We start from the raw sequence: 20153 nt of genomic DNA on the forward strand, positions 1-20153 counted from the left end.
CAGGACAAGCTTGATTGGGGAGGAGAAACCATTGCGCATACTTGTTGTGGGTAGCGGTGGAAGAGAACATACCATCGTTTGGAAGTTGAAGCAAAGTCAGCGAGTGACAGAAATTTATTGTGCACCCGGCAACGGTGGAATCGAAGAGATTGCAACATGTGTACCCATTTCACCAACCGATATCGATGGATTAATTCACTTTGCCAAAGAGCAAAAGATCGACTTGACAGTCGTTGGACCTGAAGCACCATTATTGGCAGGTATTGTGGATCGTTTTGAAGAACAGGGACTCAAGATCTTTGGGCCGAAAAAAGCAGCGGCTAGAATTGAAGGAAGTAAACGCTTTGCCAAAGAGCTGATGCAGAAATATCAGATTCCGACTGCCTCGTTCCAGGCTTTTACAGACCCGGAAGAAGCGAAAGCTTATGTACGTAGCCACGGAGCCCCCATCGTGATCAAAGCGGATGGACTGGCTGCAGGTAAAGGAGTCGTTGTAGCACAAACGGTGGAAAGAGCGGAGCAAGCCATTGTAGAGGCGATGGAAACACGTGTGTTTGGCGATGCGGGGAAAGAAATTGTGATTGAGGAATGTTTGTTTGGTCAAGAGGTTTCATTAATGGCATTTGTGGATGGTCAAACGATCAAACCCATGGTTATTGCCCAGGATCACAAGCCAGTGTTTGATGGGGATCAGGGACCCAATACAGGTGGAATGGGAGCCTATTCGCCTGTTCCGCAAATTTCACAAGCTGTTGTAGATAAAGCCATCGAACAGATTTTATTCCCAATTGCAGAAGCTTTTCACCAAGAAGGAATTCAATATAAAGGTGTGTTATATGCTGGCTTAATGATTACACAGGAAGGGCCAAAAGTGATTGAATTCAATGCCCGCTTTGGTGATCCTGAAACCCAGGTGGTATTACCACGTTTAAAATCTGATTTGCTTGAAGTTATTTTGGCAGTTGTAGATGGGAAACTGGCTGAAATGGAAATCGAATGGTCTGATGAAGCTGCTGTTTGCGTTGTGATGGCTGCAGGGGGATATCCTGGTTCTTATCAGACAGGCCATGAGATTACAGGAATACCCAAAAACGATGAAAAACAAATCATTTTTCATGCCGGAACCAAACTGGTCGACGGGAAATTGGTTACAGCAGGTGGCAGAGTACTGGGTGTAACCGCAATAGATAAAGATATCCCCAAAGCCCAGCAAAAAGCTTATCAGATGGTGCAGCAAATTTCGTTTCCAGATGCACACTATCGCAAAGATATCGCAAACAAAGCATTGAATTAAATTTTTCTGTCAGGACAAGCATGGAAGAAATAGGATGCCCCCCTTTGGAAGGTCAGGCTACTGATTGCCATGGCGAAAGCCGTGGCTTATATTTTTGCCTCAAAAAACGTGAGGGAACTACACTACAGAGGACTCTTCCTGTTTACATGGACAGTGGACTCACCCAAGAGGTTGGAAAGTAGGAAGAGTCCTTTATTTCCTTAACAAATGGTTTGAGAATCTTTTTTTCCTTGAAAGCTCATGGCATTGACGGGGATTTTAAACCACCAGGCACCGTCTTTTCTACGTAAAGGTTGATATCCTAGCTTTTTTAAAGTGCGAGCAACTGTCCAGCTGGCTGTATAAACGGTGGCGAGGTTAGTGGATTCATCAAACTGAATCACAGTTTCTTTTTCGGCTTCACTAAGTGACATTCTTCTTCACACTCCCCATAAGGATCAGTAATTTTTACCGATCGAATGTTCAAGTTTGTTTTTTTATTCTACCACGTTGTCCTCAGATTGCCACCTACGAAACTTACACTGTTTGTATCCTATTTTTCGACGAATAGTGACAATTTTTCCTTCTTTTTTCGGCGAAAATACAAAATTTTTTTTGGGTAATTTCAAGAACAATGGCTAGAATGTATACATAAATTGGCTGAAATTGAACTTGTTGAATGGATTGGTGACAGGTTCAGATATATTGCTTTATCATTTGATACCACTTCAGAAGATTTTCAAACATGTTTTAATCAAATTAATCAGTATTTTTATTGACAAACGGAAAAACGTCTGAAGGGATTGGATATATTTTTAGCAGAAGAATGTAGTATTTCTGGCATAATCGCTGTTTTCAAGTTGAAACGATGTTTTTGGCAAAAAAACATGCTTTTAGTTAACAACCTCCTTCTATATTTCTTGGGAATCATTATACAAAAAAGTCGGAATTTATACAATAGATTGAAGTTATTTTTTGTCAATGATTCCATAAAAAAGAGAATCTCGAACATCTGTTCCTATTTTATCATATCTCTTTTGTTTTGCAACCGGTTTTTACGTGTTTGTTTGTGGGTGATCCATCCAGGAAATACTATACCCTAAATTACGTCAGGGTTATCCTGTTAACAAAGATTCCGTTAAATGCCGGTTTGTCAAGAGTCTCATTCTGAATAACATCATGGTCTTGGTATTGTTTTATTATTCTTTATAAATATAAAATCATTGATCGAAGTTATAAAACCGAATATTATATAAATGTAGTTGTAATAATATTCGTTTTTTGGAGGAATCAATCATGTTTACAATCGATAAAAATACGCCTTTTTCGTGGAAAAAAGAGATTTTTGCCGGTCTAACCACCTTTTTTACCATGGCCTATATCATGGTGGTGAATCCGATTATTCTTTCAGATGCAGGAATTCCTTTTCAGCAAAGCTTTATGGCCACCATTATCTCTACCATTGTGGGTTCATTATTGATGGGGATGTTTGCTAAATACCCCATTGCGATTGCGCCGGCGATGGGATTAAACGCCTATTTCGCTTATTCGGTTGTCAAGGCTCATGCAGGGATCAGTTATCAAGCCGCTTTAGCTGCTGTGTTTGTGATGGGAATCATTTTTGTGATTCTTTCACTAACTCCTTTACGAACAAAACTGATTGAAGCCATTCCAGATAATCTAAAGCATGCAATTACAGCTGGAATTGGCTTGTTTATTGCCTTCATTGGGATGCGGATGTCAGGACTGATAAAGGACCATCCGACTAACCTGGTTGCTTTGGGCGATCTTCATTCTCCTTCTGTCATTTTGACATTGATCGGTTTATTCATCACGCTTATTTGCATGTCCTTAAACATTCCTGCTGCCCTGTTTATTGGAATGGTTGGAACAGGAATCATTGCCTATTTGACGGGACAACTTCAATTTTCCAAAGGGTTTGTAGCAGTCCCTTCTTTACCGGAGCCAGTAGTCATCAATCCGATTCAGGCAGTAAGTGATGTGATTCATTACGGATTGTATGCAGCTGTTTTTTCCTTTTTGTTGGTGACCATTTTTGATACAACCGGAACTTTTCTGGGGGTAAGCAAGCAGGCAGGACTTGTCAAAGACGGAAAAACACCAAATTCATCGAGGGCCATGCTGTCTGACTCGATTGCAACATTGGTCGGATCGGTATTTGGGACAAGTCCAACCTCCGCCTATATTGAATCAGCATCAGGTGTAGCGGCTGGTGGACGCACGGGTTTAACAGCAGTGGTGGTGGCTGGATTATTTGCTATTTCTGCTTTCTTTAGTCCGCTGATCGGAGCTGTGACCAGTATTGCAGCGATTACATCACCCGCTTTGATCATTGTCGGTTCGCTGATGATCAGTCATGTTCGTCATTTGGACTGGGATCGGTTTGAAGAGTCATTTCCTGCGTTTCTCGTTATTCTGAGCATGCCACTTACTTCCAGTATTGCGACAGGGATTGCACTGGGTTTTATTTCCTATCCGATTCTAAAAATCTTGAAACGACAATGGAAAGAAGTACATCCATTAGTTTATATCTTTGCAGTGTTGTTTGTGATTCAGCTCATTTTCATGCCGCACTGATCCATCTTTTGAAATTTCCCGCCTCAATTGAATATAGCTGAAAGGAAAAAGTGCTGACTTACATGAGTGACCGATTTCGCTCCCATCTTTTCGAGGTAGGTCAGTACTTTTTCTTTTTTAAGTATAGATCACAAACGGATAGACAAAGATTTGGATAAACTCGAATATCGTTTTTATGATCCATGATCCTGATCAGCAGTCTTTTTTGCAGTTGTGTGACCAGATTTTATTTACAGCATGGAAAACAGTTATAATAATGCAAGAGATGTTCGCGGTCTGAAAAATACCTGACATCAAATAAACGGTTGGTAATATGAATGAATCGGCTATCAACAAAGTCACATTGATCAGAAAAGGAAATCCGGCATATAACGGAAACTTTGTCACAGGCTGGTCTTCAACATCCTCACATCGTAGAGGATATCGAGCGGGAAGAAAGGTGGGTGAACATGCCACGTGCTCGTTTAATATATAATCCAACTGCTGGCCGAGAGCTGATCAAGAAGCAGTTACCCCAAATTTTGGATTGTCTGGAACAGGCGGGTTACGAAACCTCGTGCCGAGCGACCCAGTATCCATGGCATGCTGCGGAAGAAGCTGCATTAGCTGCTGATCGTGGCTATGATATTGTAATTGCAGCTGGAGGAGATGGGACCATTCATGAAGTGGTGAATGGAATTGCTCCATATGAAAATCCACCTAAGCTGGGAATTTTGCCGGCTGGCACAACCAATGATTTTGCCCGGGCATTGAAATTGCCGAGAGATTTGTATGAAGCGTGCCAGGTCATCACGAGTGGGAAAACAATGTCTGTGGATCTGGGGAGATATGGTGACCGTTATTTCATTAATGTCGCTGCAGTCGGAAAACTGGCTGAAGTGGCGCATGAGGCTCCAAGTCGTTTGAAAACACTCATCGGTTCGCTCGCTTATTATGCCAAAGCGATCGAGAAGCTTAGTTCATTTCTCAAACCATTTCCAGTGCAAATAAAAACAGCTCAAGGCGAATATGAAGGCGAGATCTCCTTGTTGTTGTTAACCAATAGTGTCTCGGTCGGAGGATTTGAACGGATTGCGCCTGAAGCCCGGATTAATGATGGCTTCCTGGACGTGCTGATCATTTCCAAAGTGAATATACCAGAATTGGTGCAATTGGCTGCTCAGGCATATAAGGGAGAGCATATTAGCAATTCCCGTGTGATTTATTTTCAAACAGACCAAATTGAATTAAAGACAGGAAAGGATTTACCCCTCAACTTGGATGGCGAGTGGGGCGGAGAGATTCAAGGATCTTTTTCTGTATTACCTCGCCACTTGGAAGTGTTTTGTCCATGAGCAACGTTCATCGGATCAGGTGAACGTTTTTTTATGAGAAAAAAAGGCGATAAGGGAGATGTTTATGAAAGAAAGAGCACCTGTTGAAGCAGGACAAGTTATTGAGTATGAAGTGACAGGCATTGCACATAATGGAGCAGGTGTTGGCAAATGGGATGGATTTACTGTGTTTGTGCCGTTTGCGGTTCCAGGAGAAAAGGTACGTGCTCGAATTGTGCAAGTAAAGAAAAACTATGCCCTTGCCCAATTGATGGATATCCTGGATTCCCACCCGGATCGGATTGATCCGCTCTGTCCGATTTATATGGAGTGTGGTGGTTGCCAGATCCAGCATGTATCTTATCAACGCCAGTTAGAGCTCAAACGTCAACAAGTGGTGGACAGCTTTGAGAGAATTGGCGGGCTGAAAGGGGTGGTCATTCATCCGGTTTTGGGAATGGATGAACCCTGGCGATATCGTAATAAGGTTCAAGTCCCGTTCGGATGGCAAAAAGGAAAAATGGTTGCTGGATTTTACGCATCTGGCACGCATGAAATTATCGATATGGAACAGTGTTTGATTCAACCATCTGAAAGTGACAAAGCCATTCGAATGATCAAAGAGTTGGCCCATCAACTCGGCATTCCACCTTATGATGAAAAGAGACATCAAGGTGTTCTTCGACATGTGATGGTGAGAGTGGGGCTACATACACAGGAAATGATGATTGTTCTGGTGACAAATGGTGAGCATTTGCCCAGGAAAAAAGAACTGGTTCAGCAATTACGCACAGCGTTTCCACAAGTGCGGTCGATCATTCAGAATATCAATGCCAAGCGTACCAATGTGATCCTGGGCGAGAAAAATAAAAAGTTATGGGGAGATTCGGTGATTCATGATCGCATCGGCGACGTTCAGTTTGCGATTTCGCCTCATTCGTTTTTTCAGGTCAATCCTGTTCAAACGGAAGTATTGTATGAGCAGGTACGGAAGTATGCGGATCTTACCGGGAATGAGACGGTGATCGATGCTTACTGTGGGATTGGGACGATTGCCTTGTATCTGGCAAAAGAATCAAGAAAAGTTTATGGAGTGGAGATTGTTCCAGAAGCCATTCGTGATGCGATCCGCAATGCGGAACTGAATGGAATGAAACATGTTCATTTTGAAGTGGGAGCAGCGGAAAAGGTAATGCCAAGGTGGTTGAAGGAAGGCATTCGACCTGACGTCGTTGTGGTAGATCCGCCACGTAAAGGATGTCAGCCGGAGTTGCTGGACGCGGTGGTTGGGATGGCTCCAGAGCGAGTTGTTTACGTCTCCTGCAACCCCGCCACGCTCGCTCGTGATGCCAGGTATTTGCAAGAGAAAGGATATATCGTGCAAGAAGTACAACCGGTGGATATGTTTCCACAGACCATGCATGTGGAGTGTGTGGCGTTGTTAACATCGACATAAGAGACTTTTTGGTGTGTTAGTGGTAGATTCACCACATTTTGACCACTAACTTTTTATGTCTCCGGCGATTTTGCTGCTGGAATGTCCCAACCTTTCTTGTATTTCTTTTAGGATTAGCTTTCAATAACTGTAGCATGTGTGTGCCTTGGATCGTGAAAGCGTATCTTAGGCACTTTTGTTTTTTTATCCCAAAAACAAACCGATTAAGCTTGATAAGGACAAATACGTTAACAAATCCGCTTCAACCTTTTTTGTCACAGTTATAAAATAGTTGATGTATAGAGTGATAGATAAGACTTCTTTCACCCCTTAGTGAAGGGAAATAGAAATAGATCGAGAAGGAGAATCGCATATGCACAATTTTCAAGAGAAGGTCAACTTCATCTGGACCATAGCTGAAATTTTACGGGGACCCTATAGAAAAGAAGATTATGGAAAAGTCATCTTACCCATGGCCGTGTTGCGGCGCTTTGACTGTGTGTTAGCAGAAACCAAAGAAAAGGTACTGGCAGAGTATGAGAAATTCAAGCATCTGCCGCAAGAAGCAAGGGATGAGATCCTGAACCGGGTAGCGATTATCCAGAATGGCATTCAGCTTTTCTTGCGTTTTTGCTGATAACGATGATTTAGTGCAAAAAGCCCAAAACAATACGAAAGAAAACTTCAAATTCAGCTATGAGAAAGCATTTTTGGACGTGGTCATTGGCCGAATGGCACAGAACGAAAAGTTTTTCCTCAAAATACTCGAAGACAGCGAATTTAAGGAAATGATTATGGAGTATATGTTTGATGAAGTTTACGATAGCTTGAAAAATAAGGTCTCATAAACAGAATTCGATTGGAGGGTGAACAAGTTCTCGAAACAATAAACAGGAAGCCAGTAACCTTTGGCTTCCTGCTATTCATTCACACAGCTGAAAAGCTGTGGGTCGATTATGTACTTATATCATATGTAGAAACTCAAAAAGCAACCCTCATTTTTGAAGATTGCTTTTTGGGAGGTATTTCAAATTTTAACTCGTAGCTTTCATTCACTACGGGACGTTTAATGTACATTTATTATATCCTTATTCGTACAGTACAGTCAAACAAAGTTGCTTTTAAACCCTAACCTCTTCTTGTGACAAGAACCAAGGGGTTGTCAACAATCTCAGAACCAATGCGATAAACATTTGGTTCTTTTTATCTCTCATTACCATGGTCATCCTCGATCCCTAGTCTTTGAAAAGCTCTTTTTACAATTGCTTTTGTGATGTATTTGGGGTTAGATTGATGTATTCGCAGAATGACCTCCTTTGCGTGTAAAGTGGGGAGGCCGCCTGATTCTACCAAGAGACAAATCAATTCGATTCCCCAGATCAGTTCTATACCGTCCGTTTCACATTCTCTTCTTAGTGCCTTATCATTTGTAACACATGTCCAGCCATGTTCTTTTGCAAGGATGAGGCATAAATGATCTTGAAATGATAAAGGTCCTCGTTTTTCTGATGCTGTGATGAGTTGATCTAATTCGGGTTCAATCAGCCTGATTCCTAATTCAGTGCAATCACTTTCTTGGATTTCTTTCACTTCATCTAATATGGGGGTAGGTAAATGAATTTGTCCTACATATTGACAAATTAATTTGATGACTGTTCGGTCACAATGAATAAAGTCAATCAAAATGTTCGCATCGAGAATAAGAAATTTTTGTTTATTTGTTCCCATATCTATTCCCAGGAAGAAACTCTTTCGCGCATCTCATTTAGATCTAATCTTAGGATTTCTGCACCACGGCTTAGAGTGATCAGTTCCTTTTCAAGAGCGATGCGAACAAGTCGGGATAGACGATCTTCCATGAAGTCGGAAGATGATAAAGAGTCTGGTTCATGCGCACGAAGTACCTCTGGCATGGATTGCTGGAAACTGTCAGGTTGTAGAGCATCTGGTTCTTCAATATTGGTAAGAGTCTTTCCGGTTCGTAATTTATAAGAGAATTTGAATTTCTTCCACACATCCCTATCTTTCTCTGAGAGGCGATAGAGTACAGTTTTGTAGCTTACATGAAAAATGCGTTTCACTTTAAGCACCCGATCGAAAAAAGATAAACCATAAGTTTCGTCCCACTCGCCTTTGAAGGCGCTTTCAGGCATTAAGAAATAGGAGGCGAAAATATTGGCTTCCAATTCATCATCAGGGTTCTCGTTACTTTCTTCAACGTTGTAGGTATCCAAATGAAGCAGTAAATGACCTAATTCATGTGCGGCACTAAAAATCCAGCGCTCCACTGAAATTCGATCCCAAACATTTACAATAATGGCTGGTCCCCCATCGGACTTGGCAACTGATAATCCGAAAAAACCATCAGATGCCAAACGGATTGGGTAAACTTTTATTCCACTCGCTTCCAGTAATCCCGCAATATCACGGATTGGCTCCTTTTCGGTCAAGTTTAATACCTTTCTTGCTTCTTTGGCAGCATATTTAGCCCGTTCAGCTCCTGGCGGGATAGTAGACAATTCAAGAGTCAGGTTTTCAAACTTGTATTCAATCTGTTGATTTAATAACTTTTCGAGATCATTGAAGTCATCCAGCCATCGTGCGACCTCAGCAAGAATATAATCACGATTATTCATTCTTTTCAAAGCTCGGAAACGAACCTTTTCCAAAGTGCGCACGGGTACAAATAAGTCCTGTAGCTTTATGCCGAGACCTTGAACGATTGCTTGCAAGGTTGACACTTTGGGAATGGACTCTCCATTCTCAATATTCCGATAAGTGAGTCGGGAAATACCTGCCCGTTCAGCAGCTTCGGACTGGCTTATACCTTTGAACTCTCGAATGCGGCGGAGATTCATCCCGATCATTTTCTGATCCATCTGCTCCACCTCTTATATTTTTGTTTTTCTATTAATTATTATATACAAAAAAACAAATTGTGTATACATGTAAATTCAACTTATCAATTCTTATTGTAGTACTTTCTTGATATGAAAAGCGAAAGTAAGCCAGCAAATCTTGCTTCATTTTTTCTAACTGAACCCGATCAGATTTTTTCCACCCATCTTTCCATGTCTTAACTTGACACATGGAGCAAGAACAATGAATTTTTCCTTTATTTAAGCGGCCTTTGTTTTGAGGGAGTGCATACCAATTTTCAACGGTTGAATCATAGCGCCATGCGTTGGTAATCGAAATTTTCCGCTGAATAACCCGTTTCCGGTGATGACGATAGTATGCAGTTGAACGATTCTTCTTCTTTGGTTTTTCAAACATCGCGTCATACCTCCTTGAGTGGAGCTCTGCCTGCAGGAAACCCCAAGGAGGTTTTTCGTATTCCCTACAGGCAGAGCATTGGTATGACGCTCGCTGGATTTGAGAGCATGAGCATGATCCCTCCATCCCATCTTCATTTTTATCTTATACCATTTCGGGTATCTTTTCATTAACCCTTATCAGTCAAGTGTTTGAGCGATTTTTGACGGTTATGGTTTGGTTCTAGCGAAAGATGGGAAAGTTGAGTAATATAACAAATGGAATCAAAAGAAATGATGGGCTTTATCTATTTAAACAGACTGCATGATATTCTTTTTTCATACTTGTCTGATGAATCTGAGTGATATAAACTGTAACTGTTATTTTTTTACAAATCGGATCCGGTATTTTCCTTTTCATTGGTGGCAAAGGTAGCCGAAAAAAATCATGTATGAACCTCGGAACGGTTTGTTGCAGGTAGGTGAGGTATGTAGATGAGCATCTTGGTTTGTTTGGATCCAGGACATGGAGGAAGAGATCAAGGCGCAATTGGCTTTTCATTGAAGGAAAAAGAAGTATGCTTGGATCTGGCATATCGGATTGAGCGACAGCTCAGAAAGTATGAAGGGATATCTGTTACGATGACTCGCTCCATTGATATTGATACAACTCCGGAAGAAAGAAGCGAATGGGCGAATCGTCATCATGCTGATCTGTTTTTAAGCATTCATACCAATGCCTCATCGGATCCAAGCGCAACAGGTTTTGCCTCCTATGTCAGTGTGATCGCTGGTTCCAAAGCTCGGAGAATACAGTGTTGGTTACACAATCGGATTGTCAGCTTTTTACGGCAATTTGGGGTAACGGATTTGGGCAAGAAAAATGATACAGAGACGCTCGATGGCCAGCTCATGGAGCTGAGACAAGCGCAAATGCCTGCAATTACCTTGGGTTCTCTCTTTATTACACACGCCAAAGATAATGTACTGCTTCGGGATTCATATTTTCGTGATCAGTATGCAGAATGTATTGCACAAGGTATTGCCAATATCTATCGTTGTCAACCCAAATAATTGATGGAATCATTTTCGATTTTACTGTTTCCTTTCATTCATCTATGACAAAACCCAGCAATCTCAGAAAGAGATGCTGGGTTTTTTGGTCTTTGAATTTATTCTTCCCAAACTTTTACTTCTTTCATGACGGCTCCTGGCCGCATATTCAAGACGTGTTCCAGACCTTCTGTAACTTGTCCAAACACAGTATGTACACCATCCAGATGTGGCTGTGGCTCATGTACGATGAAGAACTGACAGGAACCGGTATCTTTTCCGGCATGAGCCATTGATAAAGCGCCTGGAATATGTTTGTGCGGATTGTTGGCGGTTTCGCAGGGGATGGTATAACCTGCATTTCCTGTACCTGTTCCGTATGGGCAGCCACCTTGGCTCACAAAACCGGGAATGACCCGGTGAAAGGTCAAGCCATTGTAAAATCCGCTGTTAGCCAATTTCTTGAAGTTTTCTACCGTAATGGGAGCCGATTCAGGATATAAGTCGAGCAAAATTTTTGCTCCGTTTTCCAATTCAATGCTGGCTTTGGTTGCCATGAAATCACTCCTTTGTTATCAACGCTTTTATTCTAACTGATGAAATAACCAGTGAGCAATGAAAAAAACAAAGAGGTTCCTTTCATGTTCAGTGACTGAAAAGGACCTCTTTGTCGAAATCATTCGTTTGAATCGTTTCCTACCCGATCTCTATGTAAAATAAACCCATGCTTAGAGTACAAAGGATTTTTTTCGTGCTTGCCATCCAACTTATATGGGGATTGATTCCATTTATGCGTCATTTCGCTTTTGGACGAGTTGTGCTCCTTCTTGTTTAATAAGACGTTCCAGTTGATTGAGGTGTTCCATACTTTGGGGAAGCGTATGGATTTTTTTTAAATCAGGCTCCAAAAATTGAACACGTCCCCCTTGATTGGTGTGTACATAACGGGCGACACTGGCAAGAAATTCTTGCTGATTTTGCAAAATGGCATAGCGAATGACATAAAATGGATGTTGTTTTTCCTCTAATCCACGTGTTTCAATGGTAATTTCCACTCGGAAAAAGACCTCCTTCTTTTTCGTTATCTTTATTGTACCATATCAGAGATTGTTCAGCTTGTTGACAAAGTTTCCTTTATTGCCGGTTTTCCTTTTCCGTTTCACTCCCGCTCTATAAAAACGAGCAAAAGTCGTTCAACTGGAAAAGGAAAACCGGGTATGTGAACGGGTTCAATGGATACTTCTTTGGAATCGAAAGATTAAACATGAATCGGGAATCAAATGGTGCAAGGACCTCTGCCGTGTCTATTCTGCTTTGCGTTACATGTTTTCCAGTGGCAAAGGGATGGGTATATTTTTATTGATCCATCAAGAAAAAGTTGATTCCACCGACTCTTTTTAAGATAATAAGAAAGCGATATTTGATTAACGGAATAAAGTGGGTTGTTCTTCATTTTATTTAAAACATAGAAAAAATTGATCAAAATAGAAAAGGAAGGTTTTTTTCATTGTTTTGTTGAATGTTATGCTTTAAAGGATTGAACGGATGAAAAGGTGAGGAGGGGTAGGACATGCAACTGAGCAAATTGAAAAAAGAAGAAGTAGAGCAATTATTTGCCGCTGTGTTACAGTTGAAGACCATGGAAGATTGCTATAAATTTTTCGAGGATTTATGTACTGTAGGGGAGATTAAATCGTTGGCTCAGCGCCTGGAAGTGGCCCGGATGTTAAGAGCCGGGTATACCTATAATCAGATTGAATCAGAGACAGGTGCAAGTACAGCGACAATTTCAAGAGTGAAAAGATGCCTTCACTATGGGACGGATGGCTATAACATGGTGTTGGAGCGCTTGGAGCAGAATTCCTCTTCATGATAGTCACCCTCCGGTAGGGGATGAAAGCGTTTTAATCTTTGGAGTAGCCCTCTTGTTGCGGAACAACACGAAGAGGGATAATGTTTTCTATAAAGCGGAGGGATGGTTCCTTGCGGAGTGACTGTGATGGTACGGAAGTTGTCACGGAGAAAGGAACCCATCCCGAAGCGTGGGAGAAACAATCCATATTTTCGGGATGGCTTTATCCAAAAGGAGACCTCACCTCGCGAAAGATGCGGGGTTTTTTTTTGCCTCATGGTGTCGTGTATAATAAGGGATGGTGTGGGCCAGAGCGGAAGGAGTATGCGAGATGTTGCGAAAAAAGATAAAAAAGTGGCGCCATGTATTTAAACTCGACCCCAATCGATTGCTGTCCGATTTAGCGCTCAAAATGATATGTACATCGGGGACAGATGCGATTATCATTGGAGGAACGGATGGGGTTACATTTGAAAATACATTTCGATTACTGGAGCGCGTCAAAAAATACCCTGTGTATTGCGTGCAAGAGATTTCCAATCACTCTGCTGTTGTACCAGGTTTTGACGGCTACTTGATTCCTTCCGTTTTAAATACGGATCAATCCTATTGGATCAAAGGAGCTCACTTCGAAGCGATTCGCACTTATGGCAGTCTCATTCCCTGGAATCAGATTGTCCTGGAAGGCTATGTGATTCTGAATCCTGAGGCCAAAGTAGCGAGGCTGACCAAGTGCGATGCCAACTTGCAAGCCCGTGATGTCACAGCTTATGCCAGACTGTGTGACCAGTTGTTTCGGATACCTGTTTTTTATCTGGAATATAGCGGGACGTATGGAAAGGCGGAAATAGTCAAAGCGGCACGCAAGGGGTTACAGTATTCCCGTTTATTTTATGGTGGAGGAATTACGGATGAACAGCAGGCAAAAGAAATGGCGGCATGGGCTGATACCGTCATTGTGGGCAATCTGGTTTATTATCATGTGGAAAAAGCGGTGAGTACGGTAAAATGGGTAAAAGAAACAAAATTACGGGCCCTGAAGTAGAAAGGAAGAATGGCGATGAATCCTTCAACCCTGTCATTATTAAGCGGTTTAAATCCCATGCAGAGGCGAGCAGTCGAGACAACGGAAGGTCCTGTGCAGATTTTGGCTGGTGCAGGGAGTGGAAAAACAAGAGTATTGACTTATCGGGTAGCCTATCTGTTAGCTGAGAAGCAGATTCATCCTTGGAATATATTGGCGATTACCTTTACGAATAAGGCAGCTCGTGAGATGAAAGAACGGATTGTCTCTTTGGTAGGCTCAGTCGCTGAGGATATTTGGATTTCCACGTTTCATTCCATGTGTGTACGGATTTTACGGCGGGATATTGATCGGATCGGTTATTCTCGTAATTTTACGATTTTGGACACTTCTGATCAGCTATCCGTCATCAAGCAAGTACTCAAAGAAGAAAATTTGGATCCCAAAAAATTTGAACCCCGTTCGCTTCTGAATAAAATCAGTGCAGCGAAAAACCTTCTCCAAGGCCCTGGTGAGATGTTGGCGAAAGCACGAAGCTCTGGGAGTTTTTTGGACGAAGTGGCGGCACAGGTTTATGAAAAATACCAACATAAGCTACGAACCAACGAATCGTTGGACTTTGATGATCTGTTGATGAAAACAGTAGAGTTATTTAAGCAGGTTCCAGAAGTAAAGGAATACTATCAAAAGAAGTTTCAATACATTCATGTGGATGAGTATCAAGATACCAATCACGCACAGTACGTACTCATTCATACATTGGCCCAGCATCATCAAAATATTTGTGTGGTAGGGGATGCTGATCAATCGATTTATCGTTTTCGGGGCGCAGATATTACCAATATCCTTCAGTTTGAGCGGGATTGGCCACAAGCGCAGCTGATCAAACTGGAACAAAATTACCGTTCAACCAAAAAAATCCTGCAAGCTGCTAATCATCTGATTGCCCACAATACAGAACGAAAACCCAAAAACTTATGGACCGAAAATGATGAAGGAGAACCTCTTTATTATTTTGAGGCAGACAATGAACATGATGAAGCCTACTATATTGCTGAGAGAATTACCCAAGCACATCGAAATGGTGCAGATTATGGGGATTTTGCAATTTTATATCGAACCAATGCCCAGTCACGTGTATTGGAGGAAGTATTGCTCAAATCCAACATTCCTTACCAGGTCATCGGAGGAATCAAGTTCTATGAGCGCAAAGAAATTAAAGATATCCTTGCGTATTTGCGTTTGATCGTCAATCCGCAGGATGACTTGAGTTTGACCCGTGTGATCAATGTTCCGCGTCGCGGGATCGGTGCTGCCACTTTGGACAAGATTGCAAACTATGCAACCGAACAAGGAATTTCCATGTTTGATGCATTGCTGGAAATGGAGCAAATCGGATTAACCAAGCGTTCGCTCCAACCACTTCAGGGTTTTGTCACACTCATTCAACAATTGCACGCGATGGTGGAATATTTGTCCGTTGAAGAGTTAACAGAAGAAGTATTGACGCGTACGGGTTATCGGGAAGAGTTGAAGAAAGAAAATACATTGGAAGCACAAGGTCGTTTGGAAAACTTGAATGAGTTTTTATCCGTTGTACAGGAATTCGAAAAACGAAATGAAGACAAATCATTAGTGGCCTTTCTGACCGACCTGGCACTCGTTTCAGATGTAGATGCTTTGGATGAAACCGTCAATGAAGCCCACTCGACTTCATCTGTTTCGCTGATGACCCTGCACAGCGCAAAGGGACTTGAATTTCCTTATGTATTTTTAGTGGGAATGGAAGAAGGGATTTTCCCGCACAGCCGTTCATTGGACAATGAGGAAGAGATGGAAGAAGAAAGGCGCCTGGCTTATGTAGGGATTACGCGGGCAGAAAAATGTTTGCATTTGACACGAGCGCGTGTTCGTACTATCTTTGGACATACCAGCACCAATCCACCTTCTCGCTTTTTAAAAGAGATTCCAGGCGAATTGATGGAAACGGTTGGACAAGCCAAGAGCATGACCAGACAAGCTCCTGCATGGCGACGGACAGTAACCGGGCGGCCAGCTTCTACACAGTTCGAGTGGCAAGTGGGAGATAAAGTACAACATGCCAAATGGGGTATTGGTACCGTTGTGAAGGTACAAGGTGAAGGAGATGATCTGGAGCTCAATGTTGCTTTCCCATCCCCGATTGGGGTGAAAAAATTGTTAGCTCGCTTTGCACCGATTACCAAGTTGTAACACGGATATATTGAAAGGAGAATGATTTTGGAGTTACAAGCGGCCAAAGAGCGGATCCATCAACTGCGTGAGATGATTGACGAGCATAATTATCGTTATCATGTACTGGATGACCCCATTGTTTCCGATGCTGAGTATGATCAAATGATGCGGGAGTTGCTTCAGCTGGAGGAGCAGTTCCCTCAGCTCGTAACCCCTGATTCCCCTACTCAACGTGTGGGAGGAAAGCCGCTTCCGTTTTTTGAAAAAGTGGTGCATCTGTCTCCAATGCTGAGCCTGGGTAATGCTTTTGATGAAGAGGACTTGCGCGAGTTTGATGAGCGAGTTCGAAAAGCAGCTGAAGGGGAGCCTGTTCACTATGTCTGTGAGCTGAAAATCGATGGGCTTGCTGTCTCTCTTCGTTATCAGGATGGAATTTTTCAACTGGGGGCGACGCGTGGAGATGGACAGACAGGAGAAGATATCACCCAAAATCTGAAAACCATCCGCTCGCTTCCCTTGCGATTAAAACAGCCTGTCACATTGGAAGTGCGTGGCGAAGCGTTTATGCCCAAAAAGGAATTTGAACGCCTGAATAAAGATCGGGAGAAAAAAGGGGAGCCACTGTTTGCAAATCCTCGCAATGCGGCAGCAGGTTCTCTGAGACAGCTGGATCCGAAATTGGCAGCGGAAAGAGCCCTGGATATTTTCCTTTATGGAATCGGCTCCATCGAAGGGAAAGAGTTGGCCACCCATACGGAAACCTTGGATTATCTGGAGAAACTGGGATTTAAGGTAAATCCGGAAAGAAAAACCGTGGATAGCATGGACGGGGTGCTTGAATACATCAACGAATGGCGTGAAAAAAGACCGAATTTGCCCTATGAGATTGACGGGATCGTGATCAAGGTCGATCAGCTGGGATTACGGGAAAAAATGGGAGCAACAGCCAAGAATCCCCGCTGGGCCATTGCGTATAAATTTCCAGCTGAAGAAGCTGTAACGATTCTAAGAGATATTGAAGTACGTGTAGGGCGAACAGGTGTCATTACACCTACAGCGATCCTTGATCCGGTGTTACTGGCAGGAACCACTGTCAAACGGGCGTCCCTGCATAATGAAGAGATGATCCGTGAGAAGGGGATCATGCTTGGCGATCATGTGATTGTGAAAAAAGCAGGCGACATCATTCCAGAAGTCGTGGGAGTATTGGTGGAGAAGCGTACGGGTGACGAGCGTCCTTATCAGATGCCGACCCATTGTCCTGAATGTAAAAGTGAATTGGTTCGTTTCGAGGGAGAAGTGGCTTTACGCTGTATCAATCCTGGATGCCCTGCCCAAACGCGGGAAGGCATTATCCACTTTGTTTCGCGCAATGCGATGAATATTGAAGGATTGGGCGAAAAAGTAGTCACGCAATTGTTTGAACATGGGCTGGTTCGTGATGTAGCTGATTTGTACTATTTGCAAAAAGAAGACTTGCTCAAGCTGGAACGGATGGGTGAAAAATCGGTTCAAAATCTCCTGGAGGCGATTGAGGCAAGCAAAGATAATTCGCTTGAACGCTTATTATTTGGTCTAGGTATTCGCTTTGTGGGAGCCAAAGGAGCGAAAATTCTCGCACAGCACTTCCAAACGATGGATGCCTTTTTGGAGGCGACAGAAGAAGAGCTGTTATCTTTGGAGGAAATTGGCCCGAAGATGGCTTCGAGTATTTTGGCATATATCCAGCAACCGGAAGCACAGAATACGATCCAGCGTCTGAAGGAAGCAGGCGTTAACATGACCTATAAAGGGGCTTTGCCACAAAAAGAACAAGGCGATCATCCTTTTGCAGGCAAGACGGTTGTCATTACGGGTACATTGGAGCAGATGACGCGCAAAGAGGCGACAGAGTTACTGGAGTCGTTAGGTGCTCAGGTAACCAATAGTGTAAGCAAGAAGACAGATATTCTGATTGCTGGAGAAAAAGCAGGTTCCAAACTGAAGAAAGCCCAGGAGTTAGGGATCGAAATTTTGGATGAACAAGCCTTTTTGGAGCAACTTCCGAAATAATGGGCGAAAAAAATAAAAAAAATCACCTATTTTTACGCACATGAAAGCAAATTTAGTGTATGATAATATTGTTTTTTTATTTTCATTTTGTCATTGTCCGAATTCGTCTCGTTTTGGTCTTTGGTTTCTATTCTTCATTGGCGCAGGAAACTCCGATTCAACCATAATCGGAGGGAATGCGCTTTTTTTATTGTATAGAAATAGGATATAAGGATCCTCATATTGTTCATCAAACAGGAAAAGAATTTGATCATCATGAATATATCAACAATTGGAAAAATGGTTTAGGGGAGCGTTTTTTTGGATGAAAAAGGAGAGTTTCTTCGCTGTAGGAATAATCTCGGTGTTATTCAGTATTTTTGGACTTTCCGCTAGTGGATATGACTGGTCTCACTTGGCTCTGCCACCATCGATCTCTTCTTTTTGGGATTTGCAAGTGCAAACATGGAACAAACGCTTTAAACAGAAAAAAATCGAATTGTCTCCTGAAGCCAGACAACTGGGTGTAACCTTAACCTCGCCTCTATATCATCGGTTTGCGGCGAACTCAATCGTGACTGTATCCGGAAATATAGAAAAACGTCCCGTTTTGGCGAATGCCCTTATGTGGATACAAGTCGATGCGATAAATCCGAAACATAAAGCAATACCTGCTTCTTTCCACTACTATACGCCTATTCAAGCTAAACAATTTAAGCAGGCGATTCGTTTGTTCGCAGGGGAAGGAATGTATCGTGTAACGATACGGATGCCAGATCCAAAGGGGAATGGTTATCTTCCCTTAACTTCGTTTGATGTGATGAATGTGAATGCACGAGTGGAAAAAGATATTAGCTATAGCGAGGAGGGTATAAAGAGCGGTCTTCAGATTACCTCCCCACAGTTAAGTGACAGTGTGCAAAGAGGCTATCTGAAGCTGGAAGGAAAGACAAAAGCACCGAAGATGTGGGTGCAACTGAAAAAGGATCGACAAGTGTGGAAGCATCAGATCATTCCCTTAGATGGCAATTTCTCCGAAGAGTTGCCATTTCCTCATGGGGAAGGAAATTATGAAGTGGACATATTGGTTCCAGAACAGAGCCGTCCTGATCGGTGGGTAACTGGAGCCAGACTGGATGTGAAAAATATCTTGCTTTCTTCTTCCATACCCATTGAATATACAGATGTATATAAAAAGCGGGGAGTGGAACTGATCCAACCCCGGACAGGGTTTGATCAAGCAGAGCTAACTTATCGGATTGCTGGAAGAATCGATCCAAAAGCTCCATTCGCTACAGGAACCACCCATATGATTGTACGGATTGAAAAAGGATTCGAAGAAGCAACCTATTTTCTTCCAGTCCATGATTTTCGCTTTGATCAGGAGATCGGTCTGCGCTTTGGCGGAGGAATGTATCAGGTGACGGTATTTGTACCAGAGATAACGAAACGAAAATCAGATTATTTCCGCTTTTATCCTGTTGCTCACTTTCGTATTTGGAGCCATGCCAGGCAAGATTTGCGTGATTTGATGCCATCACGTGGAATTGAGTCCAATCATCCGGCCATTAAAAAATTGGCGCGGCGTTTAACTGCGGGGAAAAGGACAGACAGAGAAAAGGCAAAAGCGATTTATGCCTTTGTTGCAAAATATGTTCGCTATGATGTGGAGAAGTTCCGGCAACAGGATTATGCTTGGGATGATAGCGGCTTGAAAACCCTGCGCTTGCGTAAAGGTGTATGTCAGGATTTTGTCTTTTTGACGATTTCCTTACTTCGGGCGGCCAATCTCCCAGCCCGTTTTATTGAAGGGGAAGCAGGTGGACAACAGCACGCCTGGGTTGAAGTGTGGGTCGATGGCAGATGGTTGGCAATGGATCCTACCTGGGGTTCTGGGATCATTAATACAAATGGCCGTTTTATCAAAAAGTACGATGAACAGTATTTTGATCCAGCACCGGAAAAGTTTTCACAAACACATAAGCGTCGAGGGGTTATTTATTGATTGTGATAAAAGAAACAGTCTTGATCTGAATTCTATCTTGGTTTTATGAATTAACTTTCTGAAATTTCGTATGTTATACTGAAAATGAAGGAGTGATCGGG

At 42.5% G+C, this 20153-nt stretch carries 16 protein-coding genes and 1 pseudogene; 11 read left to right on the forward strand and 6 right to left on the reverse strand.

Annotation, left to right across the window (positions count from 1 at the left end; all coding sequences use genetic code 11):
* The first annotated feature begins 31 nt into the window (after nucleotides 1–31).
* Entirely contained in the window at nucleotides 32–1294 is a 1263-nt protein-coding gene (gene purD, locus BMZ78_RS10875) for a phosphoribosylamine--glycine ligase (RefSeq protein WP_093230287.1), read from the forward strand.
* A 200-nt stretch (nucleotides 1295–1494) separates the two neighbouring features.
* Here the strand turns inward: purD and BMZ78_RS10880 are convergent, their stop codons facing one another.
* Nucleotides 1495–1707: a hypothetical protein gene (locus BMZ78_RS10880; protein WP_093230288.1), complete on the reverse strand. Its 213-nt coding sequence runs from the start codon at nucleotides 1705–1707 to the stop codon at nucleotides 1495–1497.
* An 862-nt stretch (nucleotides 1708–2569) separates the two neighbouring features.
* Between BMZ78_RS10880 and BMZ78_RS10885 the strand changes: the two genes are divergently transcribed.
* The 4 genes and pseudogenes from BMZ78_RS10885 to BMZ78_RS19595 form a co-directional block, all read left to right on the forward strand.
* Nucleotides 2570–3871 (forward strand): NCS2 family permease, encoded by a 1302-nt coding sequence (locus tag BMZ78_RS10885; protein ID WP_093230290.1) that lies wholly within the window; start codon nucleotides 2570–2572, stop codon nucleotides 3869–3871.
* Nucleotides 3872–4320: 449 nt separating this feature from the next.
* Nucleotides 4321–5205 (forward strand): diacylglycerol kinase, encoded by an 885-nt coding sequence (locus BMZ78_RS10890; protein ID WP_093230291.1) that lies wholly within the window; start codon nucleotides 4321–4323, stop codon nucleotides 5203–5205.
* Between the two features lie 64 nt (nucleotides 5206–5269).
* Nucleotides 5270–6640, forward strand: a complete 1371-nt coding sequence (gene rlmD / locus BMZ78_RS10895; RefSeq protein WP_093230293.1) for a 23S rRNA (uracil(1939)-C(5))-methyltransferase RlmD — start codon at nucleotides 5270–5272, stop codon at nucleotides 6638–6640.
* Nucleotides 6641–6992: 352 nt separating this feature from the next.
* A pseudogene (locus BMZ78_RS19595) lies at nucleotides 6993–7214 on the forward strand (type I restriction-modification system subunit M N-terminal domain-containing protein); the annotation flags it as partial.
* A gap of 608 nt (nucleotides 7215–7822) precedes the next feature.
* Here the strand turns inward: BMZ78_RS19595 and BMZ78_RS10910 are convergent.
* The 3 genes from BMZ78_RS10910 to BMZ78_RS10920 are packed head-to-tail and all read right to left on the reverse strand — an operon-like array spanning nucleotide 7823 to nucleotide 9895.
* Nucleotides 7823–8347 (reverse strand): PIN domain-containing protein, encoded by a 525-nt coding sequence (locus tag BMZ78_RS10910; protein WP_093230297.1) that lies wholly within the window; start codon nucleotides 8345–8347, stop codon nucleotides 7823–7825.
* Nucleotides 8348–8349: 2 nt separating this feature from the next.
* Nucleotides 8350–9498 carry an ImmA/IrrE family metallo-endopeptidase gene (locus BMZ78_RS10915; protein ID WP_093230299.1) on the reverse strand — a complete coding sequence of 383 codons (1149 nt, stop codon included), beginning with the start codon at nucleotides 9496–9498 and terminating at the stop codon, nucleotides 8350–8352.
* Nucleotides 9499–9529: 31 nt separating this feature from the next.
* Entirely contained in the window at nucleotides 9530–9895 is a 366-nt protein-coding gene (locus tag BMZ78_RS10920; RefSeq protein ID WP_093230300.1) for a hypothetical protein, read from the reverse strand.
* A 473-nt stretch (nucleotides 9896–10368) separates the two neighbouring features.
* On the opposite strand from BMZ78_RS10920, the gene BMZ78_RS10925 reads away from it, so the two are divergent.
* Nucleotides 10369–10947 carry an N-acetylmuramoyl-L-alanine amidase family protein gene (locus BMZ78_RS10925; protein ID WP_093230302.1) on the forward strand — a complete coding sequence of 193 codons (579 nt, stop codon included), beginning with the start codon at nucleotides 10369–10371 and terminating at the stop codon, nucleotides 10945–10947.
* 98 nt (nucleotides 10948–11045) lie between these two features.
* Here BMZ78_RS10925 and BMZ78_RS10930 read toward each other — a convergent pair whose 3' ends face one another.
* Complete coding sequence (locus tag BMZ78_RS10930) at nucleotides 11046–11483, reverse strand: peptidylprolyl isomerase (RefSeq protein WP_093230303.1); 438 nt, start codon at nucleotides 11481–11483, stop codon at nucleotides 11046–11048.
* Between the two features lie 231 nt (nucleotides 11484–11714).
* On the reverse strand, nucleotides 11715–11981 hold the full coding sequence (locus BMZ78_RS10935) for a hypothetical protein (protein WP_093230305.1): 267 nt from the start codon (nucleotides 11979–11981) through the stop codon (nucleotides 11715–11717).
* 515 nt (nucleotides 11982–12496) lie between these two features.
* On the opposite strand from BMZ78_RS10935, the gene BMZ78_RS10940 reads away from it, so the two are divergent.
* The 5 genes from BMZ78_RS10940 to BMZ78_RS10965 all read left to right on the forward strand — a co-directional run bounded on the left by BMZ78_RS10940 (nucleotide 12497) and on the right by BMZ78_RS10965 (nucleotide 20052).
* Nucleotides 12497–12799, forward strand: a complete 303-nt coding sequence (locus tag BMZ78_RS10940; protein ID WP_093230306.1) for a YerC/YecD family TrpR-related protein — start codon at nucleotides 12497–12499, stop codon at nucleotides 12797–12799.
* A 310-nt stretch (nucleotides 12800–13109) separates the two neighbouring features.
* Nucleotides 13110–13823: a heptaprenylglyceryl phosphate synthase gene (gene pcrB, locus BMZ78_RS10950; RefSeq protein WP_093230309.1), complete on the forward strand. Its 714-nt coding sequence runs from the start codon at nucleotides 13110–13112 to the stop codon at nucleotides 13821–13823.
* 15 nt (nucleotides 13824–13838) lie between these two features.
* The gene (gene pcrA, locus BMZ78_RS10955; RefSeq protein ID WP_093230311.1) at nucleotides 13839–16034 is read left to right on the forward strand and encodes a DNA helicase PcrA; all 2196 of its coding nucleotides are present in this window, start codon (nucleotides 13839–13841) and stop codon (nucleotides 16032–16034) included.
* A 27-nt stretch (nucleotides 16035–16061) separates the two neighbouring features.
* Nucleotides 16062–18068 (forward strand): NAD-dependent DNA ligase LigA, encoded by a 2007-nt coding sequence (ligA, locus tag BMZ78_RS10960; protein WP_093230424.1) that lies wholly within the window; start codon nucleotides 16062–16064, stop codon nucleotides 18066–18068.
* 304 nt (nucleotides 18069–18372) lie between these two features.
* Nucleotides 18373–20052: a transglutaminase-like domain-containing protein gene (locus tag BMZ78_RS10965; protein ID WP_093230312.1), complete on the forward strand. Its 1680-nt coding sequence runs from the start codon at nucleotides 18373–18375 to the stop codon at nucleotides 20050–20052.
* Nucleotides 20053–20153 lie beyond the last annotated feature (101 nt).

This window comes from Thermoflavimicrobium dichotomicum (genome assembly GCF_900114055.1).
Classification (GTDB): domain Bacteria; phylum Bacillota; class Bacilli; order Thermoactinomycetales; family Thermoactinomycetaceae; genus Thermoflavimicrobium; species Thermoflavimicrobium dichotomicum.